At 67.1% G+C, this 23,962-nt stretch carries 22 protein-coding genes; 18 read left to right on the top strand and 4 right to left on the bottom strand.

Translation table 11 applies throughout. From position 1 onward, the window contains the following. Positions 1-14 precede the first annotated feature (14 nt). The 3 genes from folE (at position 15) to D575_RS0103005 (ending at position 2,024) form a co-directional block, all read left to right on the top strand. A complete protein-coding gene (gene folE / locus D575_RS0103015) occupies positions 15-668 on the top strand; it encodes a GTP cyclohydrolase I FolE (RefSeq protein WP_018144435.1) in 654 nt (217 codons plus the stop codon). Between the two features lie 279 nt (positions 669-947). Continuing rightward, on the top strand, positions 948-1,577 hold the full coding sequence (locus D575_RS0103010) for a class I SAM-dependent methyltransferase (protein WP_018144434.1): 630 nt from the start codon (positions 948-950) through the stop codon (positions 1,575-1,577). 234 nt (positions 1,578-1,811) lie between these two features. Next, complete coding sequence (locus tag D575_RS0103005; protein ID WP_018144433.1) at positions 1,812-2,024, top strand: putative motility protein; 213 nt, start codon at positions 1,812-1,814, stop codon at positions 2,022-2,024. 466 nt (positions 2,025-2,490) lie between these two features. Here the strand turns inward: D575_RS0103005 and D575_RS0103000 are convergent, their stop codons facing one another. Then, on the bottom strand, positions 2,491-3,129 hold the full coding sequence (locus D575_RS0103000) for a YceI family protein (protein WP_018144432.1): 639 nt from the start codon (positions 3,127-3,129) through the stop codon (positions 2,491-2,493). Further along, positions 3,122-3,901, bottom strand: a complete 780-nt coding sequence (locus tag D575_RS0102995; RefSeq protein ID WP_018144431.1) for a CDP-alcohol phosphatidyltransferase family protein — start codon at positions 3,899-3,901, stop codon at positions 3,122-3,124. The genes D575_RS0103000 and D575_RS0102995 overlap by 8 nt, the downstream gene beginning before the upstream one ends. 136 nt (positions 3,902-4,037) lie before the next feature. Between D575_RS0102995 and D575_RS0102990 the strand changes: the two genes are divergently transcribed. From D575_RS0102990 to D575_RS0102970, 5 genes are all read left to right on the top strand, one after another. Continuing rightward, a complete protein-coding gene (locus D575_RS0102990; RefSeq protein ID WP_018144430.1) occupies positions 4,038-5,048 on the top strand; it encodes a zinc-binding alcohol dehydrogenase in 1,011 nt (336 codons plus the stop codon). A 38-nt stretch (positions 5,049-5,086) separates the two neighbouring features. Further along, complete coding sequence (locus D575_RS0102985; protein WP_018144429.1) at positions 5,087-5,485, top strand: 6-carboxytetrahydropterin synthase; 399 nt, start codon at positions 5,087-5,089, stop codon at positions 5,483-5,485. Positions 5,486-5,490: 5 nt separating this feature from the next. Then, positions 5,491-6,543 (top strand): glycosyltransferase family 4 protein, encoded by a 1,053-nt coding sequence (locus D575_RS0102980; protein WP_018144428.1) that lies wholly within the window; start codon positions 5,491-5,493, stop codon positions 6,541-6,543. Further along, positions 6,540-7,343 (top strand): class I SAM-dependent methyltransferase, encoded by an 804-nt coding sequence (locus tag D575_RS0102975; RefSeq protein ID WP_018144427.1) that lies wholly within the window; start codon positions 6,540-6,542, stop codon positions 7,341-7,343. The genes D575_RS0102980 and D575_RS0102975 overlap by 4 nt, the downstream gene beginning before the upstream one ends. 220 nt (positions 7,344-7,563) lie before the next feature. After that, the gene (locus D575_RS0102970) at positions 7,564-8,223 is read left to right on the top strand and encodes a hypothetical protein (protein WP_018144426.1); all 660 of its coding nucleotides are present in this window, start codon (positions 7,564-7,566) and stop codon (positions 8,221-8,223) included. Between the two features lie 106 nt (positions 8,224-8,329). Here the strand turns inward: D575_RS0102970 and D575_RS0102965 are convergent, their stop codons facing one another. After that, positions 8,330-9,730: a sigma-54-dependent Fis family transcriptional regulator gene (locus D575_RS0102965; RefSeq protein WP_018144425.1), complete on the bottom strand. Its 1,401-nt coding sequence runs from the start codon at positions 9,728-9,730 to the stop codon at positions 8,330-8,332. 430 nt (positions 9,731-10,160) lie between these two features. Here D575_RS0102965 and D575_RS0102960 point away from each other — a divergent pair, with 430 nt between their 5' ends. The 10 genes from D575_RS0102960 to D575_RS0102915 all read left to right on the top strand — a co-directional run bounded on the left by D575_RS0102960 (position 10,161) and on the right by D575_RS0102915 (position 22,017). Further along, positions 10,161-11,369 carry an efflux RND transporter periplasmic adaptor subunit gene (locus tag D575_RS0102960; protein WP_018144424.1) on the top strand — a complete coding sequence of 403 codons (1,209 nt, stop codon included), beginning with the start codon at positions 10,161-10,163 and terminating at the stop codon, positions 11,367-11,369. 130 nt (positions 11,370-11,499) lie between these two features. Further along, positions 11,500-15,819 carry an efflux RND transporter permease subunit gene (locus D575_RS0102955; protein WP_018144423.1) on the top strand — a complete coding sequence of 1,440 codons (4,320 nt, stop codon included), beginning with the start codon at positions 11,500-11,502 and terminating at the stop codon, positions 15,817-15,819. 31 nt (positions 15,820-15,850) lie between these two features. After that, positions 15,851-16,561 carry a sulfur globule family protein gene (locus D575_RS0102950; protein WP_018144422.1) on the top strand — a complete coding sequence of 237 codons (711 nt, stop codon included), beginning with the start codon at positions 15,851-15,853 and terminating at the stop codon, positions 16,559-16,561. A gap of 596 nt (positions 16,562-17,157) precedes the next feature. Further along, complete coding sequence (locus D575_RS0102945) at positions 17,158-17,637, top strand: hypothetical protein (RefSeq protein WP_018144421.1); 480 nt, start codon at positions 17,158-17,160, stop codon at positions 17,635-17,637. 112 nt (positions 17,638-17,749) lie between these two features. Continuing rightward, positions 17,750-18,394, top strand: coding sequence for an AAA family ATPase (locus D575_RS0102940; protein ID WP_018144420.1), 645 nt, complete (start codon positions 17,750-17,752; stop codon positions 18,392-18,394). A gap of 51 nt (positions 18,395-18,445) precedes the next feature. Beyond that, positions 18,446-19,033, top strand: a complete 588-nt coding sequence (locus tag D575_RS0102935) for a DUF302 domain-containing protein (protein ID WP_018144419.1) — start codon at positions 18,446-18,448, stop codon at positions 19,031-19,033. Positions 19,034-19,077: 44 nt separating this feature from the next. After that, positions 19,078-19,599: a hypothetical protein gene (locus D575_RS0102930; protein ID WP_018144418.1), complete on the top strand. Its 522-nt coding sequence runs from the start codon at positions 19,078-19,080 to the stop codon at positions 19,597-19,599. Positions 19,600-19,626: 27 nt separating this feature from the next. Beyond that, positions 19,627-21,192 (top strand): dynamin family protein, encoded by a 1,566-nt coding sequence (locus tag D575_RS0102925; protein WP_018144417.1) that lies wholly within the window; start codon positions 19,627-19,629, stop codon positions 21,190-21,192. 102 nt (positions 21,193-21,294) lie between these two features. Further along, on the top strand, positions 21,295-21,441 hold the full coding sequence (locus D575_RS14440) for a hypothetical protein (protein WP_018144416.1): 147 nt from the start codon (positions 21,295-21,297) through the stop codon (positions 21,439-21,441). Positions 21,442-21,546: 105 nt separating this feature from the next. Further along, positions 21,547-22,017, top strand: coding sequence for a DsrE/DsrF/DrsH-like family protein (locus D575_RS0102915; RefSeq protein ID WP_018144415.1), 471 nt, complete (start codon positions 21,547-21,549; stop codon positions 22,015-22,017). A 122-nt stretch (positions 22,018-22,139) separates the two neighbouring features. Here the strand turns inward: D575_RS0102915 and D575_RS0102910 are convergent, their stop codons facing one another. Beyond that, a complete protein-coding gene (locus tag D575_RS0102910) occupies positions 22,140-23,942 on the bottom strand; it encodes a long-chain fatty acid--CoA ligase (protein WP_018144414.1) in 1,803 nt (600 codons plus the stop codon). Positions 23,943-23,962 lie beyond the last annotated feature (20 nt).

Below are 23,962 nucleotides of genomic sequence, written 5' to 3'. Positions count from 1 at the left end.
GGAAGAACGCGAGAATGAACGAGAACAAGGAACCATCGATGAACGCAGATGACCGCATGGCCGACGAGCCGACGGCCACCCCTGCCTCGGGCCAGCCGCTGGCCGCCCCGGAACAACTCGCCGAGCACTACCGCGAGATTCTCGCCGGGCTCGGCGAGAATCCGCAACGCGAGGGCCTGCGGGACACGCCGATGCGCGCAGCCAAGGCCATGCAATATCTGACGCGTGGCTACCAGCAGGACCTGGACACCATCGTGAATGATGCGCTGTTCTCGTCCGATAACGACGAGATGGTCCTGCTGCGCGATATCGAGTTGTACTCCCTGTGCGAGCATCACCTGCTGCCGATCATCGGCAAGGTGCATGTCGCCTACCTGCCCGATGGCAAGGTGATCGGCCTGTCGAAGATTGCCCGCATCGTGGACATGTTCGCTGCACGGCTGCAGATCCAGGAGAGCCTGACCCGCGAGATTGCCGAGGCGCTGATGCAGGTGACGGGGGCCAAGGGGGTTGGCGTGGTGGTGGATGCCAAGCACATGTGCATGACCATGCGCGGGGTGGAGAAGCAGCACTCCTCCATGGCGACCTCGGTGATGCTGGGCGCCTTCCGCGAGGACGGCCGCACCCGGCGCGAGTTCCTCAACCTGATCGGGCGTACCGGCAACTGAGGGGGACGCTGTGCTGGCGCGAACGCGTCAGCCTGTACCGGTCGGAGCGGCCACACAAAAAAATGGCCCGGCGAAGACGCCGGGCCAAAGATCATTCGGACACCCGTGTGATGGAGGGTTTGCGTCCGAACGGCGGATCACCGGCTGCCGTTGCCACGAGCCGATGATTTCCGCAACTTGTATAAGTGGACAGGGACTGTGGAAACAGGTTCCTGCCACCCGCCGAAAGAATGTGGCATGCGTCACATTTCTCCCCCCCCTGGCACCCACGGAGTCGCGATGCGCGGTCTTGAACAGATCCCCTGGCTGTATGACGGCCTGATGGCCGGTGCCGATCTTCTGGGGCTGCGTCGCTGGCGACGGCGCCTGGTTGAGGGCGCCGAAGGCCGGGTGCTGGAGGTCGGCTGCGGGACCGGGCGCGATCTGCCGCTGTACGCGGATCCGACGCAAGTGATCGGCATGGATCCGGACCTGGCCGCGCTGCGGTGGGCGCGACGCCGTGCGCCGACGGTCCCGCTGGTGGTGGCGAAGGCCGAGGCGCTGCCATTTGCGGATGGGGTGTTCGATAGCGTGGTCTCCGGCCTGGTTTTCTGCAGCGTCCAGGACCCGCCGCGGGCTCTGGGCGAGGTGCGCCGGGTGCTGGCGGACGGCGGCGCGCTGCGCATGCTGGAGCATGTGCGCCACACCCGCCCGCTGCTGGGACGGGCGCAGGACCGGGTGCAGCCGGCCTGGACCTGCGTCACCGGCGGTTGCCATCCGAATCGCGATACCGAGGCCGCGGTGGAGCAGGCCGGGTTCTGTATCGAACCCGAGGATCGCGTGGCCCGTGGCGTGATGCGGCGCTTTGCCGCGCGGGTCTGCCGAGCGCCCGAAGGTCCTGCCGGACACAACGCCGGGAAGACTGATTGAAGGTCGAGGACCTTGTTCACCACGAAGGGCACGCAGGCGGGAAGAAGGGGAAGGATCGGCGACGAGAGTTCCGGTGCTGATGGTCGTTCGTGCGGTTGTGCGTTGAAAATTCTCCCGCGTGCGAAAAAATCGTGCATGGAGGCTCAAGTCTTGCGGGATACGGCCGTCACCGGGGGCAGGTCCGTCGTCCTGAGCGCTGGCGGGCCTGTACATTCAGATTTCGGGAGTACCAGGATGGACGCAAGCGCGATTGCCGCAACGGCCACCCAGCAAAGCCAGCAGCAGCTGGCCATGCAGAAAGATGTGGCCCTGCAGAAGAAGGCGATGGAGTCGCAGGAGATGGCCGCTCAGTCGATGCTGGAGGCACTGCCCGACATTGGCGAGATGCAGGCCGCCACGCAGGGTCTGCCGGCAAACGTGGGCACCAACATCAACACGACCGCCTGACGCCCCCCCCCAGTCCTTTCGCCCTGCAAGGCCCCGGCGCGTTACTACCCGGGGCCTTTTCGTTTCCTGATTAGCAACGAGCGTCAGCCAGGCTCAAGGCCCGTGCGGGCCCGTGTCTCCAGGCGCCTCCTACATCGTCATCCCGGAAACCACGAAGCGGTGATCCGGGATCTCGCGGGGGTGCGCGGCGGCGTGGGGGTCATGGGCTGGAGATCCCGGCTCTGCGCTGCGCTACGGCCGGGATGACGCGGGAGTGTTTTGGTCCCGGGTGTCGGAGCCGCTGCGTCCGGATGCCCCCGGACCCCGCGATCACGCGGTCTTCCGTCCAGAGCCGTCGCGCCCGCCCTGCGCGGCAGGCCGGGAGCCTTCCATGCTCCGTGCCTTGGGTGCCCTCTGTGGTTACACGCCCCGGTGTTTCCTTCGTCTCTTTGAGTGTTCGTGGTGAACCCATTCAGGCGGCCGTCCGTTACTGCCGCTGCGCCTCGAACTCGATCATCAGTTCGACCTCGTCGCCAACGATGTCGCGGGTCAGGCCGTAGGTCATGCCGAAATCGGAACGATCGAAGCTGCCACGCATCGACGCCCCCAGCACGTACGGGCGGCCGAACAGGCCACCCAGCGGGAACGGGTAGCGCCCGACCTTGTTGATGGTCACGTCGAGATGGATGGTGCGGGTCTCGCCCAGCAGCTCCAGGCCGCCACTCAGGCGCCCGGTGTTCTCGCCGGTGGGCTGGTAGCGCGTGGCGGTGAAGCGCATCTCCGGGTACGCCTCGACGTGCAGGAAGTCCTCGTTGCGCAGGTGGTCGTCGCGCTCGGCGTGGTTGGTGAACACGCTGTCGGTCTTGATGACGAAGAAGCCGCCCTCCAGTTCGCCCGAGTCCGGGTCGAAGGTGAACTCGCCCTCGGCCTCCAGGAACATGCCCATGACCTTGGCGTAGCCGGCGTGATCGACCAGGAAACCGACTGCGAAGTGGTCGGGGTCGATGACCCAGCGGTCGGCATCGGCCAGGGCGGCAGCGGGCAGGGCGAAGGTCGCGGTCATCAGGCAGGTCAGGAGCGCGGAGCGCAGGCGGCTGGAAAAGCGGTGGTTGCGGGCGTCAGTCATGACACACCTCCGGTCGGTGGCGGTAGAGCCAGTGGATATCCACGGCAAAGGACAGGCCGAGGGCCAGCAGGCCGGCCAGGGCGATGGTGATGGCGGCGCTGGCGGGCAGGCCGGGGATCAGCACCAGAAGCAGCACTACGGTCTGCAGCACGCAGACGGTCTGGCGGCGGCGGCTGGGTGGCAGCGCCCCGGCCAGCCAGGGCCAGGGGCGGGCGGCCAGCACGAAGGCATAGCGCATCAGCCCGATCAGGATCACCCAGGGGCCGACTGCGGTCATCTGCCAGGCGAGCACGGACAAAGCCAGGATCATCGCTGCGTCCAATTCCATGTCGAAGCGGGCGCCGAATGCGGTGGCGCTGTCGGTGCGCCGCGCGACGGCCCCGTCGAGCCCGTCCAGCAGCAGGGCCAGACCCGCCAGCGCAATCACCCAGAGGGCCAGCAATGGGTCACCCGTGGCAGGGGGGGCGAATACCAGGGCCCCCAGGGGTGCGGTCAGGGCGGCGCGCAGCAGCGTGACCCGGTTGGCCGGGCCGGGGCCACGCCCGTCCCGGGCCAGTCCGTCCGGGGGGGTGGTGGTGGCGAGCAGGGCGCCGAGCATGAACCAGAGCACGACAAAGCCGATGATTGCGTGCGGTCCCAGTTCGGCGTGCAGCATCAGCGTTGCCGTGACGACCAGGCCCAGCAGGCCGGCGACGAGCCCGTCGGCCGCCCAGACGCGGAGACCGGTCCGTATCCGCGCCGCGGAGCGACGTTTGGCGGTGGATGATTCCATGGGGGGATTGTAGCCCTCCGTGGGAGGTCTCCGGGGCCTTGCCTTGCGACCACGCCGCGCGCCGGGAGTTGCCGCTTGGAATACGCTTCGCCCACACTGCGCGGATGATGACGCCGCCTTGCACCCTGACCTTGCAGTGCTTCCGGTGAACACGCCGGCTCCCGAACAGGCCTTCTGGGTGGTCGGTCCCGGCACGGGCGAACTGCGCCCGGAGGCACTGGCGGAGCCGGTGTCGGGGGAGGTGCGGGTGCGCACGCAGTTTTCCGCGATCAGTCGCGGGACCGAGTCGCTGGTCTTTCATGGCCGGGTCCCCGCGAGCCAGCATCAGGCAATGCGCGCGCCGTTCCAGGCGGGCGAGTTCCCCGGGCCGGTCAAGTACGGATACATCAGCGTCGGAACGGTCGAGGCGGGGGACGAAGGGGATGCGCCGCTCGGGCAGCGGGTGTTCTGTCTGTATCCGCACCAGAGCGCCTACGTCGTTCCCGCGGCCGCGGTGGTCCCGATCCCGGATGCGGTGCCCGCGGAGCGCGCGGTGCTGGCGGCCAACATGGAGACGGCGATCAACGCAGTCTGGGATGCGCACTCCGGTCCGGGGGATCGCATCGCCGTGATCGGGGCGGGGGTGGTCGGGCTGCTGGTGGCCTGGCTGCTGCGGGCGATCCCCGGCACCGAGGTGACGTTGATCGACCCCAACCCCCAGCGCGAGGCCGTGGCGGCCCGGCTGGGGTTGAGCCTTTGCACCCCGGACGCGGCGCAAGCGAATCCGGACCTGCAGGGCCTGGACGGGGTCGTGCATGCCAGCGGCAACCCGGCCGGGCTGGAGCAGGCGCTGGCGCTCGCCGGGGTCGAGGCCCGGGTGGTGGAGATGAGCTGGTACGGCGATCAGCCGGTGCCGGCGCCGCTGGGCGAGGCCTTTCACTCGCGGCGGCTGACGTTGCGCAGCTCGCAGGTCGGACGCATCCCGCCGGAGCGCGCGGCGCGCTGGGACTATCGCCGCCGCCTGGCGCTGGCGCTGTCGCTGCTGACCGATCCGGCGCTGGATGCCCTGATCAGTGGCGAGGATGCGTTCGCCGACCTGCCGACGGCGATGCAGCGTGTCTCCGGGCCTGAGGCCGAACGCACGCTGTGCCACCGTATCCGTTATTGACCCTTTTCCGATTAACGCGACCTGCGGGGAACTGCCCGATGTACAGCCTGAACGTCCGTGATCATTTTATGATCGCCCACAGCTTTGCCGGCGAGACCTTCGGCCCGGCCCAGAAGCTCCACGGCGCGACCTACGTGGTCGACGTGACCTTCCGCCGCCAGGCCCTGGATGCCGACGGGCTGGTGGTGGATATCGGCTGCGCCAGCGAGGTGGTCAAGGCCCTCCTGGGCGACCTGAACTACCAGAATCTGGACGAGCGCGAGGATTTTCGCGGCCAGAACACCACCACCGAATTCCTCGCCCATGAACTGCACCAGCGCGTGGCGCGCGCCATCCATGCCGGCGAGCTGGGCGAATCGGCCCGCGAGCTGGACGCGGTGTGCGTAACCCTGAACGAGTCGCACGTGGCCTGGGCCAGCTACGAGGCGGCACCCTGAGCCGAATGCGTGAGCTCGGCCTGGTGGTGCCGGGGTCGCTGGAGCAGCGCACCGGCGGGTATCGCTACGATGCGCGCATGGTCGCGGGCTTGAGGGCGCGCGGCTGGACGGTCACGGTGCGCGAGCTGGAGGGGGCATTCCCCGGGCCGAACCCGGCGGCCGAGTCGGCCCTGGACGCCGCGCTTGCGGGCTTTCCCGATAGGCGGGCCGTGCTGCTGGATGGCCTGGCGGCGGGTGCCTTTCCCGGGGTGCTGGCCCGCCACGCCGAGCGCCTGCATCTGATCTATCTGCTGCATCACCCGCTAGGCCTGGAGACCGGGCTGGAACCGGCGCGGGCCGATGACCTGCTGGCGCGTGAACGCGCCGCCGTGGGTCAGGTCGAGGGCGTGCTGGCCACGAGTGCCTTCACCGCCGGGCAGGTGGCCACCTGGGGGGTGTCTTCCGGGCGGCTCCAGGCGATACCGCCGGGGATCGAACCGCGCCCGCAGGCGTTGGGGCCCGGTCCCGGCGAGCGCCCGCTGCTGCTCTGTGTGGGCTCGGTCGTGCCGCGCAAGGGCCAGCTGGAACTGGTGCAGGCCCTGGCGTGCATACGGACCACGGACTGGCGGGCGGTCTTGGTGGGTTCGCGGGTGCGGGACGCGGCCTATGTGCAGCGGGTGGAGGCGGCGATCACCGAGGCCGGGCTTGGAGACCGGATCGAGTGGGCCGGCGAATGCGACGATGCGGCGCTGGAGGGCTGGTACGGGCGGGCCTCGCTGTTTGTCCTGCCCAGCGCTTACGAGGGCTTCGGCATGGCCTATACCGAGGCGATGGCGCGCGGCCTGCCGGTGATCGGTACCACCGGTGGGGCGATCCCTGCGACCGTGCCGGAGGCGGCCGGCCGGCTGGTTCCGCCGGGAGATATCGGGGCGCTTGCCGCGGCCATCGACGCCTTGTTGACCGATGCTGGAGCGCGCCACCGGATGGGGCGGATGGCACGCGACGCGATGGCGGAACGTTCGGACTGGGATGGTGCGGTGGCCGCACTGGAACAGACGCTGGAGGAGTGGCTGCAATGACGGAATCCTTCGACGCCGACTGGCTGGCCCTGCGCGAGGCAGCCGATCATGCCGCCCGGCCGGAGGCCCTGGTCGAATCCCTGCGTGCGCATCTGGCTGGGCGTCGTGTCGCCGGCCCCCTTCAGGTGACGGATCTGGGCAGTGGCACCGGCTCCAACCTGCGCTACCTCGCGCCGCGACTGCCGCCCCCGCAACACTGGCGGCTGGTGGATCACGATGCCGGGCTGCTGGCCCGCGCCGGCGCTCCCGGCGCCGGGATCGAGCTCGAGCGGTGGGTGAGCGACCTGGCCGACGATCCGGGTGCGGCCCTCGCGGGCGGATCGTCGCTGGTGACCGGTTCGGCGCTGCTGGATCTGGTTTCGGAGGCCTGGCTGGACCGGTTGCTTGCGGCCTGCGCCGAACAGGGTGCCGCGGTGTTGTTCGCACTGAGTTATGACGGGCGGATTCGCTGGTCGCAGCCGCATGCCCTGGATGCCGAGTTGGAGGACGCGGTCAATCGGCACCAGCGCTCGGACAAAGGGTTCGGGCCGGCCCTGGGGCCGACCGCCGCGCCGGCCTGTGCGGCGCGGCTCGAGGGGCTGGGGTACGGGGTGCAAACCTGCGCCAGTGACTGGCGGATTGACGCGCATCGGGCGGCGCTGGGTGTGGCCCTGATCGACGGCTGGGTGGCCGCGGCCAGCGCGATTGACCCGGGCCGGGCGGCGGATCTGCGAGCCTGGGGCAAGGCGCGCGCCGTGGCGCTCGCCCGCGGCGAGGTCGAGCTGACCGTCGGGCATCAGGATGTGCTCGGTTTGCGCTGACCCACGCCGCCCGGGTGTTTTAATCAGCATCCCCTTACAAGGGAGAATTGGCGCCGATGTGCTGTCCATTATCCTGTTCGCTCTGGAAGGCGTTTCGGTGCAGGATAGAAATAGGTAATGGAATGAACGCTTGACGGAGAGCCCGGAGAAGCGCTGATGAATGCATTCATCCGTGTTGCCCGAGTCGCTCCGCCAATGGAAAAACCGGAAAAGGTGAGGCATGGAACAGGCAGACAACAAGCAGAGAAGTTTCGTTAATCGCTACTGGATCGTGATCGTGATCGTGCTGTGGCTGATCGCCTGGTCGGCGCGCGATGTGCTGGCCCCCAGCGCCGATGCGGTGCCGGAGGACACGGATGTCGAGGCCGTTGCAGTGGCCGAGGATGCCCCGGCCCCAGCGGACGAAACGGCGCCGCGTGAGGGGCGTTTGTCGGAGGGCGACATGGACCCGATGACGGGCGAGGCCTACGAGCGTGAGGACGAGGGCAGCGCACAGCGCCCGATTCCGGACCCGCAGGAACAGGCGCAGCTCCGGGCCACCGGCGAGCCGATGAGCGAAGAAGAGGTCGCGCGGCAGGTGCAGGAGGCGCTGGAGGCCGGGCGTGTCGCCTACTGGCGGGGCGGACCCGAGGAGGCGGTCGAGGTGCTGCGCACGGCACTGGAAGACATTCCGGCCACCTCGGCGCAGCGTGCCGACCTCTACGGCGAGCTGGGCAACGCCCTGTATGCCGCTGACGATGCCGCGGGCGCGATGCGGGCCTGGGACAGCGCCCTGGGGCTGTTGCCGACGAGGGAGCGGCGTTCGATGATCGAGCGCCTGGCGCCGGTGTATGACCGCCACCACCGCGATGGCGCCCGCCACCTGCGACAGTACCGCTAGGTCTTTCGCGCCGCCGGAAGGTGCGGGCAGGGCAACCGAAAAGGCCCCGGGGGTGCACACCTCCGGGGCCTTTTCTTGTGGGGGCGGTCGTCTGCCTGCCGCAGGTTCAGACTAGCTGGTAGCGGTGCAGCTTGCGCCACAGGGTGCTGCGATCCATGCCCAGGGCGCGGGCGGTCTGTGAGCGGTTTCCGGCATGGGCGACCAGTGCCTCGCGCAGGCGCCGGGCCTCCGGATGCTCGCTGGGCTGGCCGTCGCGGGTCGGGTGGCCCGCCCGGTCGTGCGGTTGGCCATCGGGAGCGTGGGCCGGGTCATGGCGGTTGGTGCGCGGCGCATGGATCGTGTCCGCCGCATCGGCATCCATCCGGATCGGCTGGGGCAGGGGAAAGTCGTCCACCTGACCGTTGCGGGCGTGCAGGGTCAGACACTCGAAGACGTTCTCCAGCTCGCGGAAGTTGCCCGGCCAGGGGTGCTCCTGCAGCCGTTCCTTCAGATGCGGCGCGATGCGGATGCCGTGGTGCACCTCGTAGGCCTGCAGGGTGGCCGCCAGGTCCTGGGGCCGTTCGCGCAGCGGCGGGATTTCCACTGTGGCGACCGCGAGGCGGTAGAACAGGTCAGTGCGGAACCCGCCGGCCTCGACGCGGCTGCGCAGGTTTTGATTGGACGCGGAAAGGATGCGCACGTCCACTTGCCGGGTGGTGTTCTCGCCGACGCGTTCGAAGGCGCCATCCTGGACTGCGCGTAGCAGCTTGGCCTGCAGGCGCGGGCTCATCTCGCCGATCTCGTCGAGGAACAAGGTGCCGCCGTCGGCCGCCTCGAAGCGCCCGACCCGGTCGTTGACCGCCCCGGAGAAGGCCCCGCGGGCGTGGCCGAAGAGTTCGGATTCCAGCAGCTCCTCGGGGATCGCCGCGCAGTTGATCTCGACGAACGGGGCACGGATGCGGCGGCTGGACTGGTGGATGGCCCGGGCCAGGCGCGTCTTGCCGGTGCCGGATTCGCCCATGAGCATCACGCGCACGTCGCTGGCGGCCACGCGCCGTGCGAACTGCAGCGTGGGCCGGCAGCTGGCGTCGTGGGAATGGAAGTGGCTGTCCTCGAGCCCGTCCTGTCCGTCCTCGCTGACGGTTTCCACCGCGGTTGTTCGCCGGCGCTGCGGTTGCAGGGTGATCAGACGCAGCGCGCGCTGGTCATCGTTCAGGCGCAGTGGCTGGCTGATCACCTCCAGCGGGAGGGTCTCGTCGTCCAGTTCCGCCATTAGCGAGAAGTGCAGGGCGTGCGGCGTGCTGTTGGCGTCGGCATCGTGCTCGCCGGCGGCAATGGCGGCCTCTTGCAGGTGTTGTTCGAGATTCAGTGGTCCGAGGTTCGCCAAGGTGAGGCGGGCATCGGAGGGGATTTGCAGCGTCTGGTGAAAGGCCGGGTTGGCGAACAGGACACGGCCCCGGGTGTCGCTGATGAGGTGTGGGTCGCGACTGTGTCGGATGCAGATCTCGGCCAGTTCGGTTGTGGTCATCCCGCCTCCTTTTCTTGTTGGAGGGGTCGGAGGAAACGGTGCGGTGTTGCAACACCCGGGGCCGCCTGCAACACCCCCGGTATGGCCCGTTTCGCCAATCCCTGTCTCGGTTATAGCGCGAAATGGGGGTGTTGCAACAGTCATTGCTTGAATATCAGTAAATCCTAATCAAGTGATTGTTTTATAAGAAGGTCGATATATTGGCATATACGTTGCTTGTAGTCGGGCATGAGTTCATCTACATACTGGGTAATGGATACCCACTGCGGTTTTCAGCCGGCTGACCCGGGTCGCCGGATGGGCCTCGCCGCCAGTTTCCCCGGCGTCCGGTCGAGTGCGGTCCATTCCCTGCCCCCGGTCCCGTGTGCGCAGGTGCGCCGGGTGCGGGCGCCTTCTTTCATCGCGACATTCGGCGCGAGGTAGGACGATCATGCTTGCTCGAGTTTCCCGACGCCTCCTGGCCTGCACCCTCCTGGGTACCGCACTGGCCCTGCCGTTGTTCGGCATCTCGGCGGCCCACGCCGCTGGTCCGATCCTCACGGTGGAGCCGGATCAGGCGGCCACTCAGACCGTAAGTGGCACCGTGGTCCCCTATCGTGAAGTCACCCTGACCGCGCAATCCGCGGGGCGCGTGGTGGATGTGGCCGGCGCCGAGGGCGACCGCTTCGAACAGGGGGCGGTGCTGGTCGCTATTAGCGACGACCGGCTGCGCGCCCAGCGCCAGGCGGCCGAGGCCGAGATGCGCACCGCCGAGGCTGCGATCCGCGAGGCCCAGATGCAGTACGGCCGCGAGATGGTCTCGCCGCAGTCGCGCAGTATTGGCCAGATGCCGGGCATGGGCGTGCCGTCGATGTTCGACCAGATGTTCACCCAGCCGATGGGCCAGGTCATGGGCATGGGCGATCCCGCGCTGGATCGCCGTACGGATCTCTATTCCCGCTACATCGGCGTGGATCAGGCGCAGGCGCGCTGGGAGCAGGCCCGGGCCCGGGTCACCGAACTGGACGCGGCCATCCGCGACACCCGGTCCGAGGCGCCCTTCGATGGCCTGGTGATGCACAAGCACGTGGAAGAGGGCGATACCGTCCAGCCCGGTCAGCCGCTGGTGAGCTTCGGCCATGTCGAATTCCTGCGCGTCGAGGCGCAGGTGCCGGTGCGGCTGGTGAGCGGCCTGCAGGAAGGCGACTACGTGCAGGTGCGGCTGGATACCGGTGACGAAGTGGAGGCCCGGGTCGCCCGGATCTTCCCCCTGGCTGACCCGCAGCGCCACACCGTCACGGTCAAGTTCGACCTGCCGCAGGGCGTGCGCGGTGGGCCGGGCATGCATGCGGCGGTGCATCTGCCGCAGGGCGAGCTTTCCGGTAACCGGGTCGTGATCCCGCGTTCGGCATTGATCCCGGGCGGTGCCTTGCCGCGCGTGGCCGTGCTTGATGGCGAGGGCCACGTCCGCGTGCGCATGGTGCGCCTGGGTGGCGGACGCGGCGACCAGGTGGTGGTGACCTCCGGGCTGGAGCCGGGCATGCAGATCCTGGCCCGACCGGGCGCGGGTGTGCGTTCCGGCCAGGCCGTGGGGCGCGGTTCCCCGGATTCGGGCGTCGGACGCCGCGACGGTGTCACGGACCCCTGGAGCCGTATGTAGGGATCCATACCCGGCTGCAGGCCGGGACTATCAGCGCCGGTTGCTGCCCCCTGGCAGGTGCACCGGTGGCGACGCGCCGGCCGAACCGGTGCTCGGGACGCCAGACTGACAACAGGACTGTTCAAGCTCGATGGCCGAAGACGACAAACAATCCGATACCGGTTTCCGGCAGAAACACGGTGACCCCGGCATTGCCGGGCGCATGGCGGCGGCCTTCATCCATTCGCCGCTGTCGTCGCTGCTGCTGATCGCCAGTATCGCGATCGGCATTCTCGGCCTGATGGTCACCCCGCGCCAGGAGGACCCGCAGATCTCCGTGCCGATGGTGGACATCATGGTGTCCTACCCCGGCGTGCCCTCCGAGCAGGTGGCGAGCCTGGCGGCGCGGCCGCTGGAGCGGCTGATGAGCGAGATTACCGGGGTAGACAACGTCTACTCCGCGTCGCATCGCGGCGAGGCGATGGTGACCGTGCAGTTCGACGTCGGCGAGGACATGGAGTCCTCCATCGTCAAGGTGCACGACAAGCTGATCGCCAATCGCGACCTGATGCCGCCCGGCGTCAGCGAGCCAATGGTCAAGGTCAAGGGTGCGGATGACGTGCCGGTGGTTAACCTGACCTTCTGGTCGCATGAGGTGGACGACGCCTTGTTGCGCCAGATCGCGCTGGATGCGCAGCAGCAGCTGAACGAGGTCCCCGACACCAACCAGAGCTTCGTGGTCAGTGGACGCGAGGAGCGCCTGCGCATCGAGGTGTTGCCGGAACGCCTCGCGGGCTACGACATCAGCCTGGATCAGATCGCCCAGGCCGTGCAGTCGGCGAATGTCGAGGGCGCGGCAGGACGCATCGAGAGCGGGGGGCTGAGTACCGCGGTGTACACCGGGCGTTTCTTCACCGGCGCCGCCGATCTCGAGCAACTCCTGGTTGCGGTCAGCGACGGCCAGCCGGTCTATCTGCGCGATGTGGCCGAGGTAACGTACGGCCCGGGCGAGCTGGAGCGGTTCGTGCGCCACTACTCCGGCCCGGCAGCACCCCAACCGGATGCGGCACCGGAAGGCGCCGCGGCGGTCACGCTGGCCATTGCCAAGAAGCCCGGCAGCAACGGGGTGACCGTCGCCAACGACGTACTCGAACGCCTGGAGCGTCTGAAGGGCAGCGTGATCCCGGACAACGTCGAGGTGGCGGTTTCGCGCAACTACGGCAAGTCCGCCAACGAGAAGGTCAACGAGCTGCTCTTCAAGCTGTTCATCGCCACCTTCGCGGTGACCATCCTGGTGGGCCTGTTCCTGGGAGTTCGTGCCGCGGTCGTGGTGCTGATCGTGATCCCGGTGGTGATCCTGTTCACTGTGTTCAGCGCGTGGCTGCTGGGCTACACGATCGATCGCGTCAGCCTGTTTGCGCTGATCTTCTCCATCGGCATCCTGGTCGATGACGCCATCGTGGTGGTGGAAAATATTTACCGACGCTGGCTGATGAAGCGCGGCATGGATACCGAGACCACGGTGGATGCGGTGCGCGAGGTCGGCAACCCGACCATCCTGGCCACCTTCACGGTCATCGCGGCCCTGCTGCCGATGGGTTTCGTCTCCGGGATGATGGGCCCGTACATGCAGCCGATCCCGGTGCTGGGGTCCGTGGCCATGCTGTTCTCGTTGGTGGCGGCGTTTGTATTCACGCCGTGGCTCACCCAGCGCCTGCGTCCGAGCATGGCGTATCTGGAAAAGGCCACCGACAAGGAACATCGCCAGGCGGAAAAGCTGGGGCGGTTCTACCGCACGGTAATCCCGGGGCTGGCCGACAATCGGGTGCGCGGCTACGCCTTTCTGATCGCCGTCATCGTGATCTTCTTCCTGATGGTCAGCCTGTTCATGACCACGGATGTCCGCGTGAAGATGCTGCCCCTGGATAACAAGCCCGAGTTCCAGGTGATGGTGAACTTCCCCGAGGGCACGGCCCTGACCGAGACCGCGACGCTGAGCCACGACATGGCCAGCGCCCTGCGCGAGATGGACGAGGTGGTGGCTCTGCAGTCCTACGTCGGGACCGCGTCGCCGTTCAATTTCAACGGCCTGGTGCGGCACTACTACCTGCGAAACGAACCCTGGCAGGGGGACATCCAGGTGCAGCTGGTGGACAAGGGCGACCGCAGCCGGACCTCGCACGATATTGCCACCGAGGCGCGCGAACGCCTGACCCCGCTGGCCGAGGCGGCCGGCGCGCGCATCCAGGTGGTCGAGATGCCGCCGGGTCCGCCGGTGCTGCAGTCGCTCGTGGCCGAGGTGTATGGCCCGGACGCCGCCACCCGCCGCGGGGTGGCCCGCGATCTCGAGGGCATGTTCGCCGGTGCCGAGCACGTGGCCGATGTGGACAGCTTCCTGCAGGCGCCACACAACGTCTGGCACTTCGATGTGGATCGCGACAAGGCGCTGCGCCGCGGTGTGACCGTGGACACCATCAATCGAACCCTGGAGACCGCGATCGGCGGGCAGATCCTGGGCGATGTAAAGGCGCAGTCGCTGGTCGAGCCGCATTTGATCGAGATGCGTCTGCCGATGGCAACGCGCAATGACATCCGGCAGCTGGAGATGCTGCCGATCTCCACCCGGCAGGGCGGGTCGATCCCGCTGGCCGAGCTGGGCGAATTCGTCCAGCGCCCGCAGGACGAGCCGATCTACCACAAGAACCTGCGTCCGGTGGAGTACGTGACCGGCGAGGTGGTCGGGCGTCTGGCCGCGCCGGTGTACGGCATGCTGGAGGTCCAGGAACAGCTGGAGGACTACCGTCTCCCGGATGGCAGCCAGGTGCAGCCGCACTGGCTGGGGCCGCCGCCCAATGATGGCTCGACCGCCTTCGAATGGGCCGGCGAGTGGACGGTGACGTACGTGACCTTCCGCGACATGGGGATCGCCTTCGCGATCGCGCTGATCCTGATCTACATGCTGGTGGTCTGGGAGTTCGGCAACTTCGTGTTGCCGGGCATCATCATGGCCCCGATCCCGCTGACCCTGATCGGCATTATTCCCGGTCATTGGCTGATGAACGCCGAATTCACCGCGACCTCGATGATCGGCTTCATCGCGCTTGCGGGGATTATTGTCCGCAACTCGATCCTGCTGGTGGACTTCGGTCGTCAGGCGGTGGACGAGGGCCACGACGTGCGCGACGCGATGATCCTGGCCTGCCAGGCGCGTACCCGTCCGATCATCATCACCGCGCTGGCCCTGCTGGCCGGCTCCAGCGTGATCCTGTTCGATCCGATCTTCCAGGGCATGGCGATCTCGCTGATGTTCGGCACGGTGGTGGCCACCCTGCTGACCCTGGTGGTGATCCCGCTGGGCTGTATCTCCGGCCGCCGCGCCTTCTGCCCGACCAGCCTGGACGAAGACGGTGCGGCCACGGCCGGCTGTGGCAATGGCAATGGCAATGGCAATGGTCATGTTGTGCATGCCGGTGTGACGGCCAGCGCGACCCAGGGTGCGTCTCCGGGGGCATCCGGCGAGGGGAATGACCTGTTCGGCCCGCGCGAGGGCGGGCCGGTCACCCAGGTCGTGCAATACGCAGGGCTTTATCTCAAATGCCTGGTTGTGGCCTTCCTCGAGGGCCTGCGCGACCTGGCGCTCGCCCTGGGGCGCCTGATTCGGTCTTTCATTGAACGCCGCCGCAATGGCGATGGCGGCCCCCCGCCGCCCAGCGGCGGATCGGGCGGTCCCTTCGCCGGGCCTGGCGGGCCGACGGGCGGTGCCCCGGGGAGCGGTGGTGCGTCGGGCGCGGGTTCCGGCGGGGGTGCGGCGACTCCGCAGCCCCGTTCGGAAAACCCGTCGGCGGACTCGAAGCCGCCGGGCCCTGTTGCGCAGGAATCTGAGCCGACCGGCACCCCTGAGCGAGCGGCCTCCACACCGGCCACTGGGAATGCCGGAGCCCAGGACGCCGGTGCCGCGCCGTCCAGCCGCGCTCAGGCTGAGAAGCCCGACGCGGGGACCGCGAAACAGGCGGACACCTCCAGGACCACGTCTCGCGCCGGGGCAGGCAAGACGACCGCATCGACTACCCCGGTCGGGTCGCGTGCCGGGAAAGCCGGCTCCACGCGGGGTGCTGGCGATACCGCGGGGACCAAGGCTACGAAGAAGTCGCCAGCGGGCACCTCGGTAAGCGCGAAGGGCAAGTCCACCGCAGCCGCGAGAAAGACCCCCGGCGACACGTCCGTGTCCGGTGACGCCACGCAAGGACGCGCACGCAGCACCAGCAAGGGCACCGGAACCCGGAAAACGGGCAGCGCGAGCGCGAACAAGCGCGCGTCGACGGCATCCAACAAGAAGGCCGGCGGGACAAGCAAGACCGGCACCACGAGCAGCAAGACCGGCCGCAAGGACAGCGGCAGTACCCCCAAGGGGAGCGGCAAGTCGGGTACACCCGGCAAGGGCCGCACCCGACGAGGGATTCGACTCAAGTGAACATGCAAGCAAGACCTCGAGGAGGTTCGCAATGAAGAAGCGTTTCAATTCCCGAATGATTGGTACCACGCTGGCCAGTGCCGCCGTGGCATCCGTGCTGGCCCTGGGCGTCGCCCAGGCCCAGGAACAGGGCCAGGGTCAGGGCTACGGCCAGGGTCCGGCGATGGGCCAGCAGGGCCCGGTGCCCGGCCCCTACGGCCGTGCCCCGTACGGCTCCGGCATGGGCGCACATCCCGGTGGCGGGATGATGCAGCAGCGTGAAGGCTCCGGTGACTTCAGCTTCGGCATGTCCGGGCGCAGTCAGGGTCAGGGCTACGGGCGCGGCCACGGTGATGGGTACGGCCAGGGCTATGGTCGCGGCCATCAGGGCTATGGTCCGGGATACGGCCCGGGGTATGGCCCCGGTTACGGCCCCGGTCCGCAGCAGGGTGGCTTCGGCCATCCGGGCATGATGCAGCCGGGCTATGGCATGCAGCAGCGTCAGGGCTACGGCCAGATGCAGCAGTTCGATCCGGACAACCTGCCGGAAGACATGCCAGAAGAGATGCGTGAGCGCATCCAGGCCCAGCACGCCGAGCGCCAGGAGCGCATGGAAGAGATGGAAGCCATGCGCGAAGCGCGTCAGAAGGCGATGGAAGCCGGGCGTGCGGCGTACGAGGAAGAGATGGAGCGCCAGCGTGAGCGCCGCATGGAGATGATGCAGGAGCGTCGTGAATCCATGCAGGAAGAAGGCGAAGACTGATCTGCGGATCGGGGATCGCATGCCGACGGGCGCTGGTGCCCGTCGGAGTGGAAGCCAGACGGAGGCAGTTCGCCATGCAGGGCAGGCAGTCCGGTCAACCGAAACGCAGGCGGGTCAGAAACGCCCCGATACTCGGGGTATTGCTGGCCACGGGGTTTCTGTTGCCGGCCGCCGACCTGGCGGCGAGTGATCGCCACAACCCCTGGGCCTCCGGTACGCCGGAGGTGCAGCGGTCGGCCCCGGAACGCCCGCGCGGGCGTTTTCCGGACCGCGATTACGACCCGTCACGGCGGGGCGAATCGCGGGATGCGCCAGGCCCGCCGCAGCACGCTCCTGCGTACCGCGGCTACGGGCCGCAACACCCGTACGGCACACCGGGTGCTCCGTCGTTCCACACCCCTGGCGGGATGCCGGGGGGCTATCCATACGGGTATCCGGGGCAGTCCGGTTACCCGGGTATGGGCGGGCCGTCTTCGGTCTTCCCCTGGGGGATGGGCGGTTTCCCGTTCCCCTGACCAGTAAGGCGTGCATTCGAGAAGCCCTCCCCGCGTGCACGCATTCAAATTGAGGGCATGACTCCTTCAGGAGGTAGCACCATGAACAAGTTGGTCAAAGCAGCAGTTCTCGCCGTTTCCCTGGGTGGCCTGGCCGCCCCGATGATGGCCTCCGCCCAGTGGGGCGGCCCCGGCTACGGGTATGGCCCCGGTGCCTATGGCCCGGGCTACGGCTATGGCCCGAGCATGCCGTTCTTCGGTGGCCCCGGTTACGGCTCCGGTCGTAATTACGGCATGGGCGACATGATGGGCGACATGATGGGCGACGGTAACTTTGACTTCTCCGCCAGCGGTCGTGGCCGCGGCCACGGCTATGGGGATGGCTACGGCCAGGGTTATGGTCAGGGTTACGGCCATCCGGGTTATGGCTACGGCCCGGGCTACGGCTACGGTCCGGGTTACGGCCCGCAGGGCTACGGTCCTCAGGGCTACGGTCCGCAGGGCTATGGTCCGCAGGGCTATGGTCCGCAGGGCTATGGTCCGCAGGGTCAGATGCCGCAGCAGCAGGGCCAGGGCAACTAAGTCCCGCCTCTGTTCGGGCCTGCCCGGTGTCGGGCAGGCCCCTTTTTTTCGGAGCCGTGCGGATTGGTGGGTTGCGCGTAGCCGCCAATCCGCAATGCTCGAAGGAGACGCCATGCAGACCGTCGTCGCCAATCTGAAAGGTGGTACCGGCAAGAGTACCGTGGCCTTTAACCTGGCCCTGTGGTTGCTGGAGGGGCGTCGCCGCGCCCTGACCGTGGATCTGGATCCGCAGCGAACCCTCAGCGATGTGCTGGAGGTGCGCCACGAGGAAGGCTACGAACCCGCGCTGGACGGGGTCAGTGATCTCGATGCGGTCCGCTCGCGCGCGGGTGATTACGACGAGGTGCTGATTGATGTCGGTGCGTCGGACATGGCCTCCCTGATGACTGCGGTGGAGGGTGCCGACCGTGTGCTGATCCCGGTGCCGCCCAGCCAGGCGGACGTCTGGTCGACTTATCGCTTCGTTCAGCGCATTCAGGAGCAACGGGGGTCGCGTGATCGTCCCGAGATCCTGGCTTTCATCAATCGTGCCGATACGCACCAGGCCGTGCGCGAGACCGACGAGACGCACGAGGCGCTGCAGCAGATCGAGGGGGTCCGCTTGCTGAAACCGCGGCTGAAGCAGCGCATGGCCTTTCGCCGTTCCTTCAGCGAAGGGCTCTCGGTGCGCGAACTGGAGCCCCGCGGCAAGGCCGCCGCCGAGCTGGACGCCCTGGCTGTAGCCCTGTTCGGGCGCAACCGCCGCAAGAAACAATAATGTGTCGCGTCCGGTGATCACCGGGCGGCGGGCACCGAGCAGGAGAGCTTCATGCGCTTCATACGCAATGCGTTGGTCGTGATCGGATTGCTGGCACTGATTGGGGTGGGGTATGCCATTTTTGCTTTCGAGCCCTACCTCGGTCAGGTCCGCTCGCTGGATTCCCAGGCGCCCAAGGTCTATTCGCAGATGGCCCGCACGGTGCTGGAGACCGGCGACGCCGCGGAGGCCATGGTCTACAAGCGCAAGGTGGACGCGGGCCTGGCGGTCGAAGAGGTCGAGGATATTCTGCGCCTGGTGGCCAACGAGCTGAATATCCGCAACGTCGGCGAATTGCCGATGGGGGAGGAGGTACGAAGCGTTACTGGGGAGGACTTTCCGTTTCTGAAGATCTATATGTTCTGTGATGTGGCGATTGCCGCGCAGATGGTTCGCCACAGCTCGGCGATGGCTGCGTATCTGCCGTGCCGGATCGTGCTGCAGGAAGATGCCGAGGGCAATCTGTGGCTGATGACGCTGGATCTGGAGCCGATGATCCACGGAGGGCGCCCGCTGCCCGAGGATCTGCGCGAGCAGGCCATTTTTGTGAAGGAATCACTGGAGGAAATCATTGACCGCGCCGCCGTCGGCGCCTTCTGACGGGGGTATCGAACCCGTTTCCATGCATCGACCAAGGGCGTTCAATGAGCGACGAGAGCAACAGTGATTTCAACAGGGTCCGCGACGAGGCGGACAAGGCGGATGCCCGCTCCCGGCGTGTGGAGCTGATTGTGTACGCCGCGTTGTTGGCCTTCGTGGTCCTGGCCATCTACGGGTTCTGGCTGATCACCAGCCTGACCCGGGATGTCAGCCAGTTGACCCAGGAGATCGCCCAGATGACCCAGGTGGTCGATCGCGACATGTCCACCATCGCCGGGCACATGGCCTCGATGGACCACCAGATGACGGACATCAACAACACCATGCGGGTAATGAACGAGGAAGTGGCGGTGATCGCGGGCAATACGCGCTCGATGGATGCCAATATCGGCTCGATGACGCGGGATACCAGCGTGATGGCGGGCGCGATCACGGGCATGCAACAGGATATGTGGAGTCTGAATCGCAATGTGGGGGCGCCCATGGGTATGATGAACATGTTCAACCCATTCACCGATCAGAGCGGTCCGGTCCGGGGTTCGCCGGGGCCGTATTACCCGCGCTGATCACGCGTTTCGACTGACGGAGTCCGCATGTTCAATCGTCCTGGCCCTCGGGTACGCAAGCAGCTCAAGCTGCTCAGCGACCGCCTTGCCGAAGAGAATCCGGTCCTGAAAGGGGTGGTCGACCCCTTCCGTGATCTGGACCGGGTCGGCTATGCGGCCGGTCTGCTGGATCCCACCGAAGACTCCTACGCCTTCACCATCTCCTGGTGGCCGATGATCGCCATGCTGGGGACGTTCTCGGCCGGCAAGTCCACCTTCATCAACGAATACGTGGGCACCACCGTGCAGCGCAGCGGTTCGCAGGCGGTAGACGACAAGTTCACCGTGATCAGCTACGGCGGAAGCGAGCACGTGCAGGAGTTGCCGGGGCTCGCGCTGGACGGCGATCCGCGTTTCCCGTTCTATCGCGTATCCGACGAGATCGAGCGCATCACCGACGGTGGCGGGCGTACGGTGGATCATTTCCTCGCGATGAAGACCGCGCGCGCGGAGCATCTGCGCGGGCGCATCATCATCGACTCTCCCGGGTTCGATGCCGACGAGCAGCGCGCGACAATCCTGCAGCTGACCGACCACATCATCGATCTGTCCGACCTGGTACTGGTGTTCTTCGATGCCCGCCACCCGGAACCGGGCGCGATGCGCGACACCCTGGAGCACCTGGTCAATCGCGTCGCCGAACGCAATGATTTCACCAAACTGGTGTTTATCCTTAACCAGATCGACACCACCTGGCGCGAGGACAACCTGGAAGAGGTTGTTTCCGCCTGGCAGCGCGCCGTGGTGCGTCAGGGCAATGCCACCGGGCGCTTCTATTGCCTGTACAACGAGAGTGCGGCGGTCGAGATCGGCGATCCTCAGGTGCGCGAGCGCTACGAGGAAAAATCCCGGCGCGACCGTCAGGAGATCCACGCCAAGATCCAGGAGATCAGTTCCTCGCGTTCCTACCGGATCCTTGGCTCGCTGCAGGCGATCGCCGAATCCATCGAGATGGACGTCATGCCGGCGCTGCAACGTGCGCTCGCACGCTGGCGCCGCCGTGTCATGCAGTTCGACGCCGGGATGTTCGCGGTGGTCGCGGTGATCTTGGGCCTGATTGGCTACCAGTGGACTGGTGGTGTGGCCCCGTGGACCGATGGCAGCGTCTGGCAGTCCATGGGCGAGCGCCCGTTGCTGACGGTCTTTGGCATCGTGGTGCTGGCCATCGTGCTCGGCGGGATTCACTTCTTCAATCGCCGCTGGCTGGCGCGCCGCATCGCGCGGACGCTGCCGACCGAGACCCCCGCCGGTAACTGGCGCGCGGCCTTCGAGAAGAACACGCGTCCCTGGCGCCCGATGATGGGACGAGCACCGCTGGGTCTGGGACGGCGGATGATCGGCCGCCTGCATCAGCTGCGCGACCGCGCCGAGGCCTACATCCAGCGCCTGAACAACCAGTTTGTGGATGCCAGCCCGGTCTCGCGCCAGGGCGGGCGGGCCTCGGCCAGCGATGTCTACAACCCGAAGGAGCCGGAAGCCCCGGCCCCGAACCCGACGCCGGGCACGGATGCGCCCCGCGATTACGCCGAGCCGGAGGCGCCGGAGAGGCGCTAGGGGTAGGGGCAGGCATGATGTCTCCTCCTGCGCCGGCTCGCAGCAAGCAGCACGACCAGCGGGTGCGATTACCGGCCGCTAATGTTGTGCAGGAGGAGAACGATGACCATACTGGCGTGGCTTATGTTCGCGCTGGCCATGATCCTGGTGCCCATCTCGGTATGGGCCAGCATGGCAGCGCTGGGGGTTTGTGCCGGGTGTGCACTGATCCGCGACTGGCGCAGGGGGCGTCAGGCGTCGGAGCAGTAGGCCCTCCCGCCCCGACACCCACGGGCTTTAACCAACTGGGGACGGATCGTGCGCAGGGGGCTGTGGCGGATCCGATTCCTGTTACCACTGGAGGAGAAAGTAGAAATGAGTGATCAAAAGAAGATGGCCATCATTGCCACGAAGGGTAGCCTGGACTGGGGTTATCCGCCCTTCATCCTCGCCTCCACGGCGGCCGCTCTGGGGTACGACTGCGAGGTGTTCTTTACCTTCTACGGCCTGCAGCTGCTGCGCAAGAAACTGGATCTGCAGGTGACCTCGCTGGGCAATCCGGGCATGCCGATGCCGATGCCGATGCCGGTGCTTCTGCAGGCCCTGCCGGGCATGCAGAAGATGATGACCGTGATGATGAAGAAAAAGATGGCGGCGAAGGGCGTCTCCGATCTGGGCGACCTGCGCGAGCTGTGCCTGGAGGCCGAGGTACGCATGATTGCCTGCCAGATGACGGTGGACCTGTTCGACATGGACACCAGCGAATTCATCGACGGCGTGGAATATGCCGGGGCCGCCGCGTTCTTCGAGTTCGCCGGCGAGTCCGATATCTGCCTGTTCATCTGAACCGGCGGCGCGCCTGGCGCGCCCATCAAGGCCCCGCGGCGTTGCGCTGCGGGGCCTTTTTCGTTTTTGGGGTGCTTCCGGTGGGTCAAAGGGCGCTTCGTGGTGGATAAAAAGAGAAAAGATCAGTCGTGGCCGGCGTACATGGCCTCGATGGCTTTGGCGTAGTGCTTGGTAATGACCGGGCGCTTGAGCTTCATGGTCGGGGTCAGCATGCCGTTGTCCACTGACCAGGGTTCGTGCACCACGTGGACGTGGCGGATCCTGGCGTAGCCGGGAAAGTCGCGTAGCTGGTACTGCATGCGCTGGAGCAGGGCGCGCTCGGTAGCACGCGACAGGCGTCCGGCGGCACTGGGGTCGAGGTTGTGGTCCTCGGCGAAGGTCGCCCAGGCCTCGGGTTCGGGGACCACCAGGGCGCTCAGGAAGGAGTGGCCGTCGCCGACCACCATGACCTGATCGAACAGGGCGTCCAGGGCGATGGCCATCTCCATGTCCGCCGGTGGGACCTTCTCGCCATTGGTCAGCACGAGGATGTCCTTCAGGCGTCCGGTGATGAAGATGCGGCCATCGTCGTCGATTCGTGCCTGATCCCCGCTGTGCAGCCAGTGATCCTGGTCGATCGTGGAGGCGGTGGCCTCTTCGTTCTTCCAGTAGCCAAGCATGACGCTGCTGGAACGGGTAAGCAGCTCGTCCATTTCGCCGATCTTTACTTCGATCCCCGGAAGGGGCTTGCCGATGGAGGCGGGCAGGTTGTCGTCCGGGGTGTTCACGCTGACCACCGGGCTGGATTCGGTCATGCCGTAGCCATGCAGTACCGGGAGGCCGAGGCCGATGAAGAAGCGGGCAATCGGTGGCGGCAGCGGCGCGCCGCCGCACACGGCGAAGCGCAGCTTGCCGCCCAGGCGATTCAGCACCTTGTGCGCCACGATTCGCTCCAGCAGGGGCCACAGCAGCAAGCCCGGGGACCAGGATGTACGGCCCTGCTGGTATTCGAAGCGGCGCCAGCCAATGGCCACCGTGGCCTTGAACAGGCCACGGCCGATCGCGGATTTCTCTTTCAGGCCGGCCTGGATACGGCCATGCACACGTTCGTAGATGCGCGGGACCGAGATCAGCACAGTGGGCTGCACGGACATCAGATCCTCGCCCAGACCCTGGATGGAGCGCGCGAAGGCGACCTCGGCGCCGATCAGCATGGGCATGTAATAGCCGCCGGTGCGTTCCAGCATGTGGGACAAGGGCAGGAAGGAGAGGAAGCGGTCGGTATCCGACAGCGGTCCGGCGGTGGAAGAGGCCTGGGCGTTGTCGAGAATATTGCGATGCGACAGCATCACGCCCTTGGGTCGCCCCGTGGTGCCGGAGGTGAACACGATGGTCGCCAGGCCCAGGGGGTCCAGGTCCGGGCGACGCACGTGGTCGGGGTCGCCGCGTTCCAGCCAGCGGTCGAGGTGCATCACCCGCGAGTCATCGGGCTCACCCTCGGTTTGGCCCAGACACACGATGCGCTTGAGCGAGGGCATGTTTTCGAAGTGTTCGGACAGGCGCCGGTTGTGCATGCTCTCGCCCAGCAAGAGCAGGCGCGCCTGAGTCTGGCCAATGATGTAGGCGACGTTGTCGGGGCGGTCGTCGGTGTACAGCGGCACGGTAATCAGCCCCAGTTCGCTGGCGGCCTGGTCGAGGGCGACCCACTCGCGCGAGTTGCCGAGCATCAGCGCAACGCGTTCCCCGGGCTTGAAACCTTCGCGCGCCAGCGCGGCCTGCCAGCGATCCACCATCGCGGCCATTTCGCCCCAGGTGGTCTGCTTCCAGGTCTGGTCGTCGGCGCTGAAGTGGCGATAGGCCGGGGCATCCCGACTCATGGAGACCCGAGTGCGGAACAGCGCCGGCAGGGTGGGGGCCTGTTCCGGGGTGATGGTGGTCGATGACATGAGGGCCTCGCGCGCTGGGG

The sequence above is a fragment of the Thioalkalivibrio sp. AKL6 genome, from assembly GCF_000376905.1.
Lineage (GTDB): Bacteria > Pseudomonadota > Gammaproteobacteria > Ectothiorhodospirales > Ectothiorhodospiraceae > Thioalkalivibrio > Thioalkalivibrio versutus.
Note: the sequence above shows the minus strand (reverse complement) of the source record. Positions and strands in the feature narration are given on the sequence as shown.

Coding starts and splice junctions, on each gene's coding strand:
- D575_RS0103005 (WP_018144433.1), top strand. CDS start 1,812: ATGGACGCAAGCGCGATTGCCGCAACGGCCACCCAGCAAAGCCAGCAG.
- D575_RS0103010 (WP_018144434.1), top strand. CDS start 948: ATGCGCGGTCTTGAACAGATCCCCTGGCTGTATGACGGCCTGATGGCC.
- D575_RS0102980 (WP_018144428.1), top strand. CDS start 5,491: ATGCGTGAGCTCGGCCTGGTGGTGCCGGGGTCGCTGGAGCAGCGCACC.
- D575_RS0102965 (WP_018144425.1), bottom strand. CDS start 9,730: ATGACCACAACCGAACTGGCCGAGATCTGCATCCGACACAGTCGCGAC.
- D575_RS0102945 (WP_018144421.1), top strand. CDS start 17,158: ATGAACAAGTTGGTCAAAGCAGCAGTTCTCGCCGTTTCCCTGGGTGGC.
- D575_RS0102975 (WP_018144427.1), top strand. CDS start 6,540: ATGACGGAATCCTTCGACGCCGACTGGCTGGCCCTGCGCGAGGCAGCC.
- D575_RS0102930 (WP_018144418.1), top strand. CDS start 19,078: ATGAGCGACGAGAGCAACAGTGATTTCAACAGGGTCCGCGACGAGGCG.
- D575_RS14440 (WP_018144416.1), top strand. CDS start 21,295: ATGACCATACTGGCGTGGCTTATGTTCGCGCTGGCCATGATCCTGGTG.
- D575_RS0102955 (WP_018144423.1), top strand. CDS start 11,500: ATGGCCGAAGACGACAAACAATCCGATACCGGTTTCCGGCAGAAACAC.
- folE (WP_018144435.1), top strand. CDS start 15: ATGAACGAGAACAAGGAACCATCGATGAACGCAGATGACCGCATGGCC.
- D575_RS0102925 (WP_018144417.1), top strand. CDS start 19,627: ATGTTCAATCGTCCTGGCCCTCGGGTACGCAAGCAGCTCAAGCTGCTC.
- D575_RS0102985 (WP_018144429.1), top strand. CDS start 5,087: ATGTACAGCCTGAACGTCCGTGATCATTTTATGATCGCCCACAGCTTT.
- D575_RS0102940 (WP_018144420.1), top strand. CDS start 17,750: ATGCAGACCGTCGTCGCCAATCTGAAAGGTGGTACCGGCAAGAGTACC.
- D575_RS0102910 (WP_018144414.1), bottom strand. CDS start 23,942: ATGTCATCGACCACCATCACCCCGGAACAGGCCCCCACCCTGCCGGCG.
- D575_RS0102960 (WP_018144424.1), top strand. CDS start 10,161: ATGCTTGCTCGAGTTTCCCGACGCCTCCTGGCCTGCACCCTCCTGGGT.
- D575_RS0102915 (WP_018144415.1), top strand. CDS start 21,547: ATGAGTGATCAAAAGAAGATGGCCATCATTGCCACGAAGGGTAGCCTG.
- D575_RS0102935 (WP_018144419.1), top strand. CDS start 18,446: ATGCGCTTCATACGCAATGCGTTGGTCGTGATCGGATTGCTGGCACTG.
- D575_RS0102970 (WP_018144426.1), top strand. CDS start 7,564: ATGGAACAGGCAGACAACAAGCAGAGAAGTTTCGTTAATCGCTACTGG.
- D575_RS0103000 (WP_018144432.1), bottom strand. CDS start 3,129: ATGACTGACGCCCGCAACCACCGCTTTTCCAGCCGCCTGCGCTCCGCG.
- D575_RS0102995 (WP_018144431.1), bottom strand. CDS start 3,901: ATGGAATCATCCACCGCCAAACGTCGCTCCGCGGCGCGGATACGGACC.
- D575_RS0102950 (WP_018144422.1), top strand. CDS start 15,851: ATGAAGAAGCGTTTCAATTCCCGAATGATTGGTACCACGCTGGCCAGT.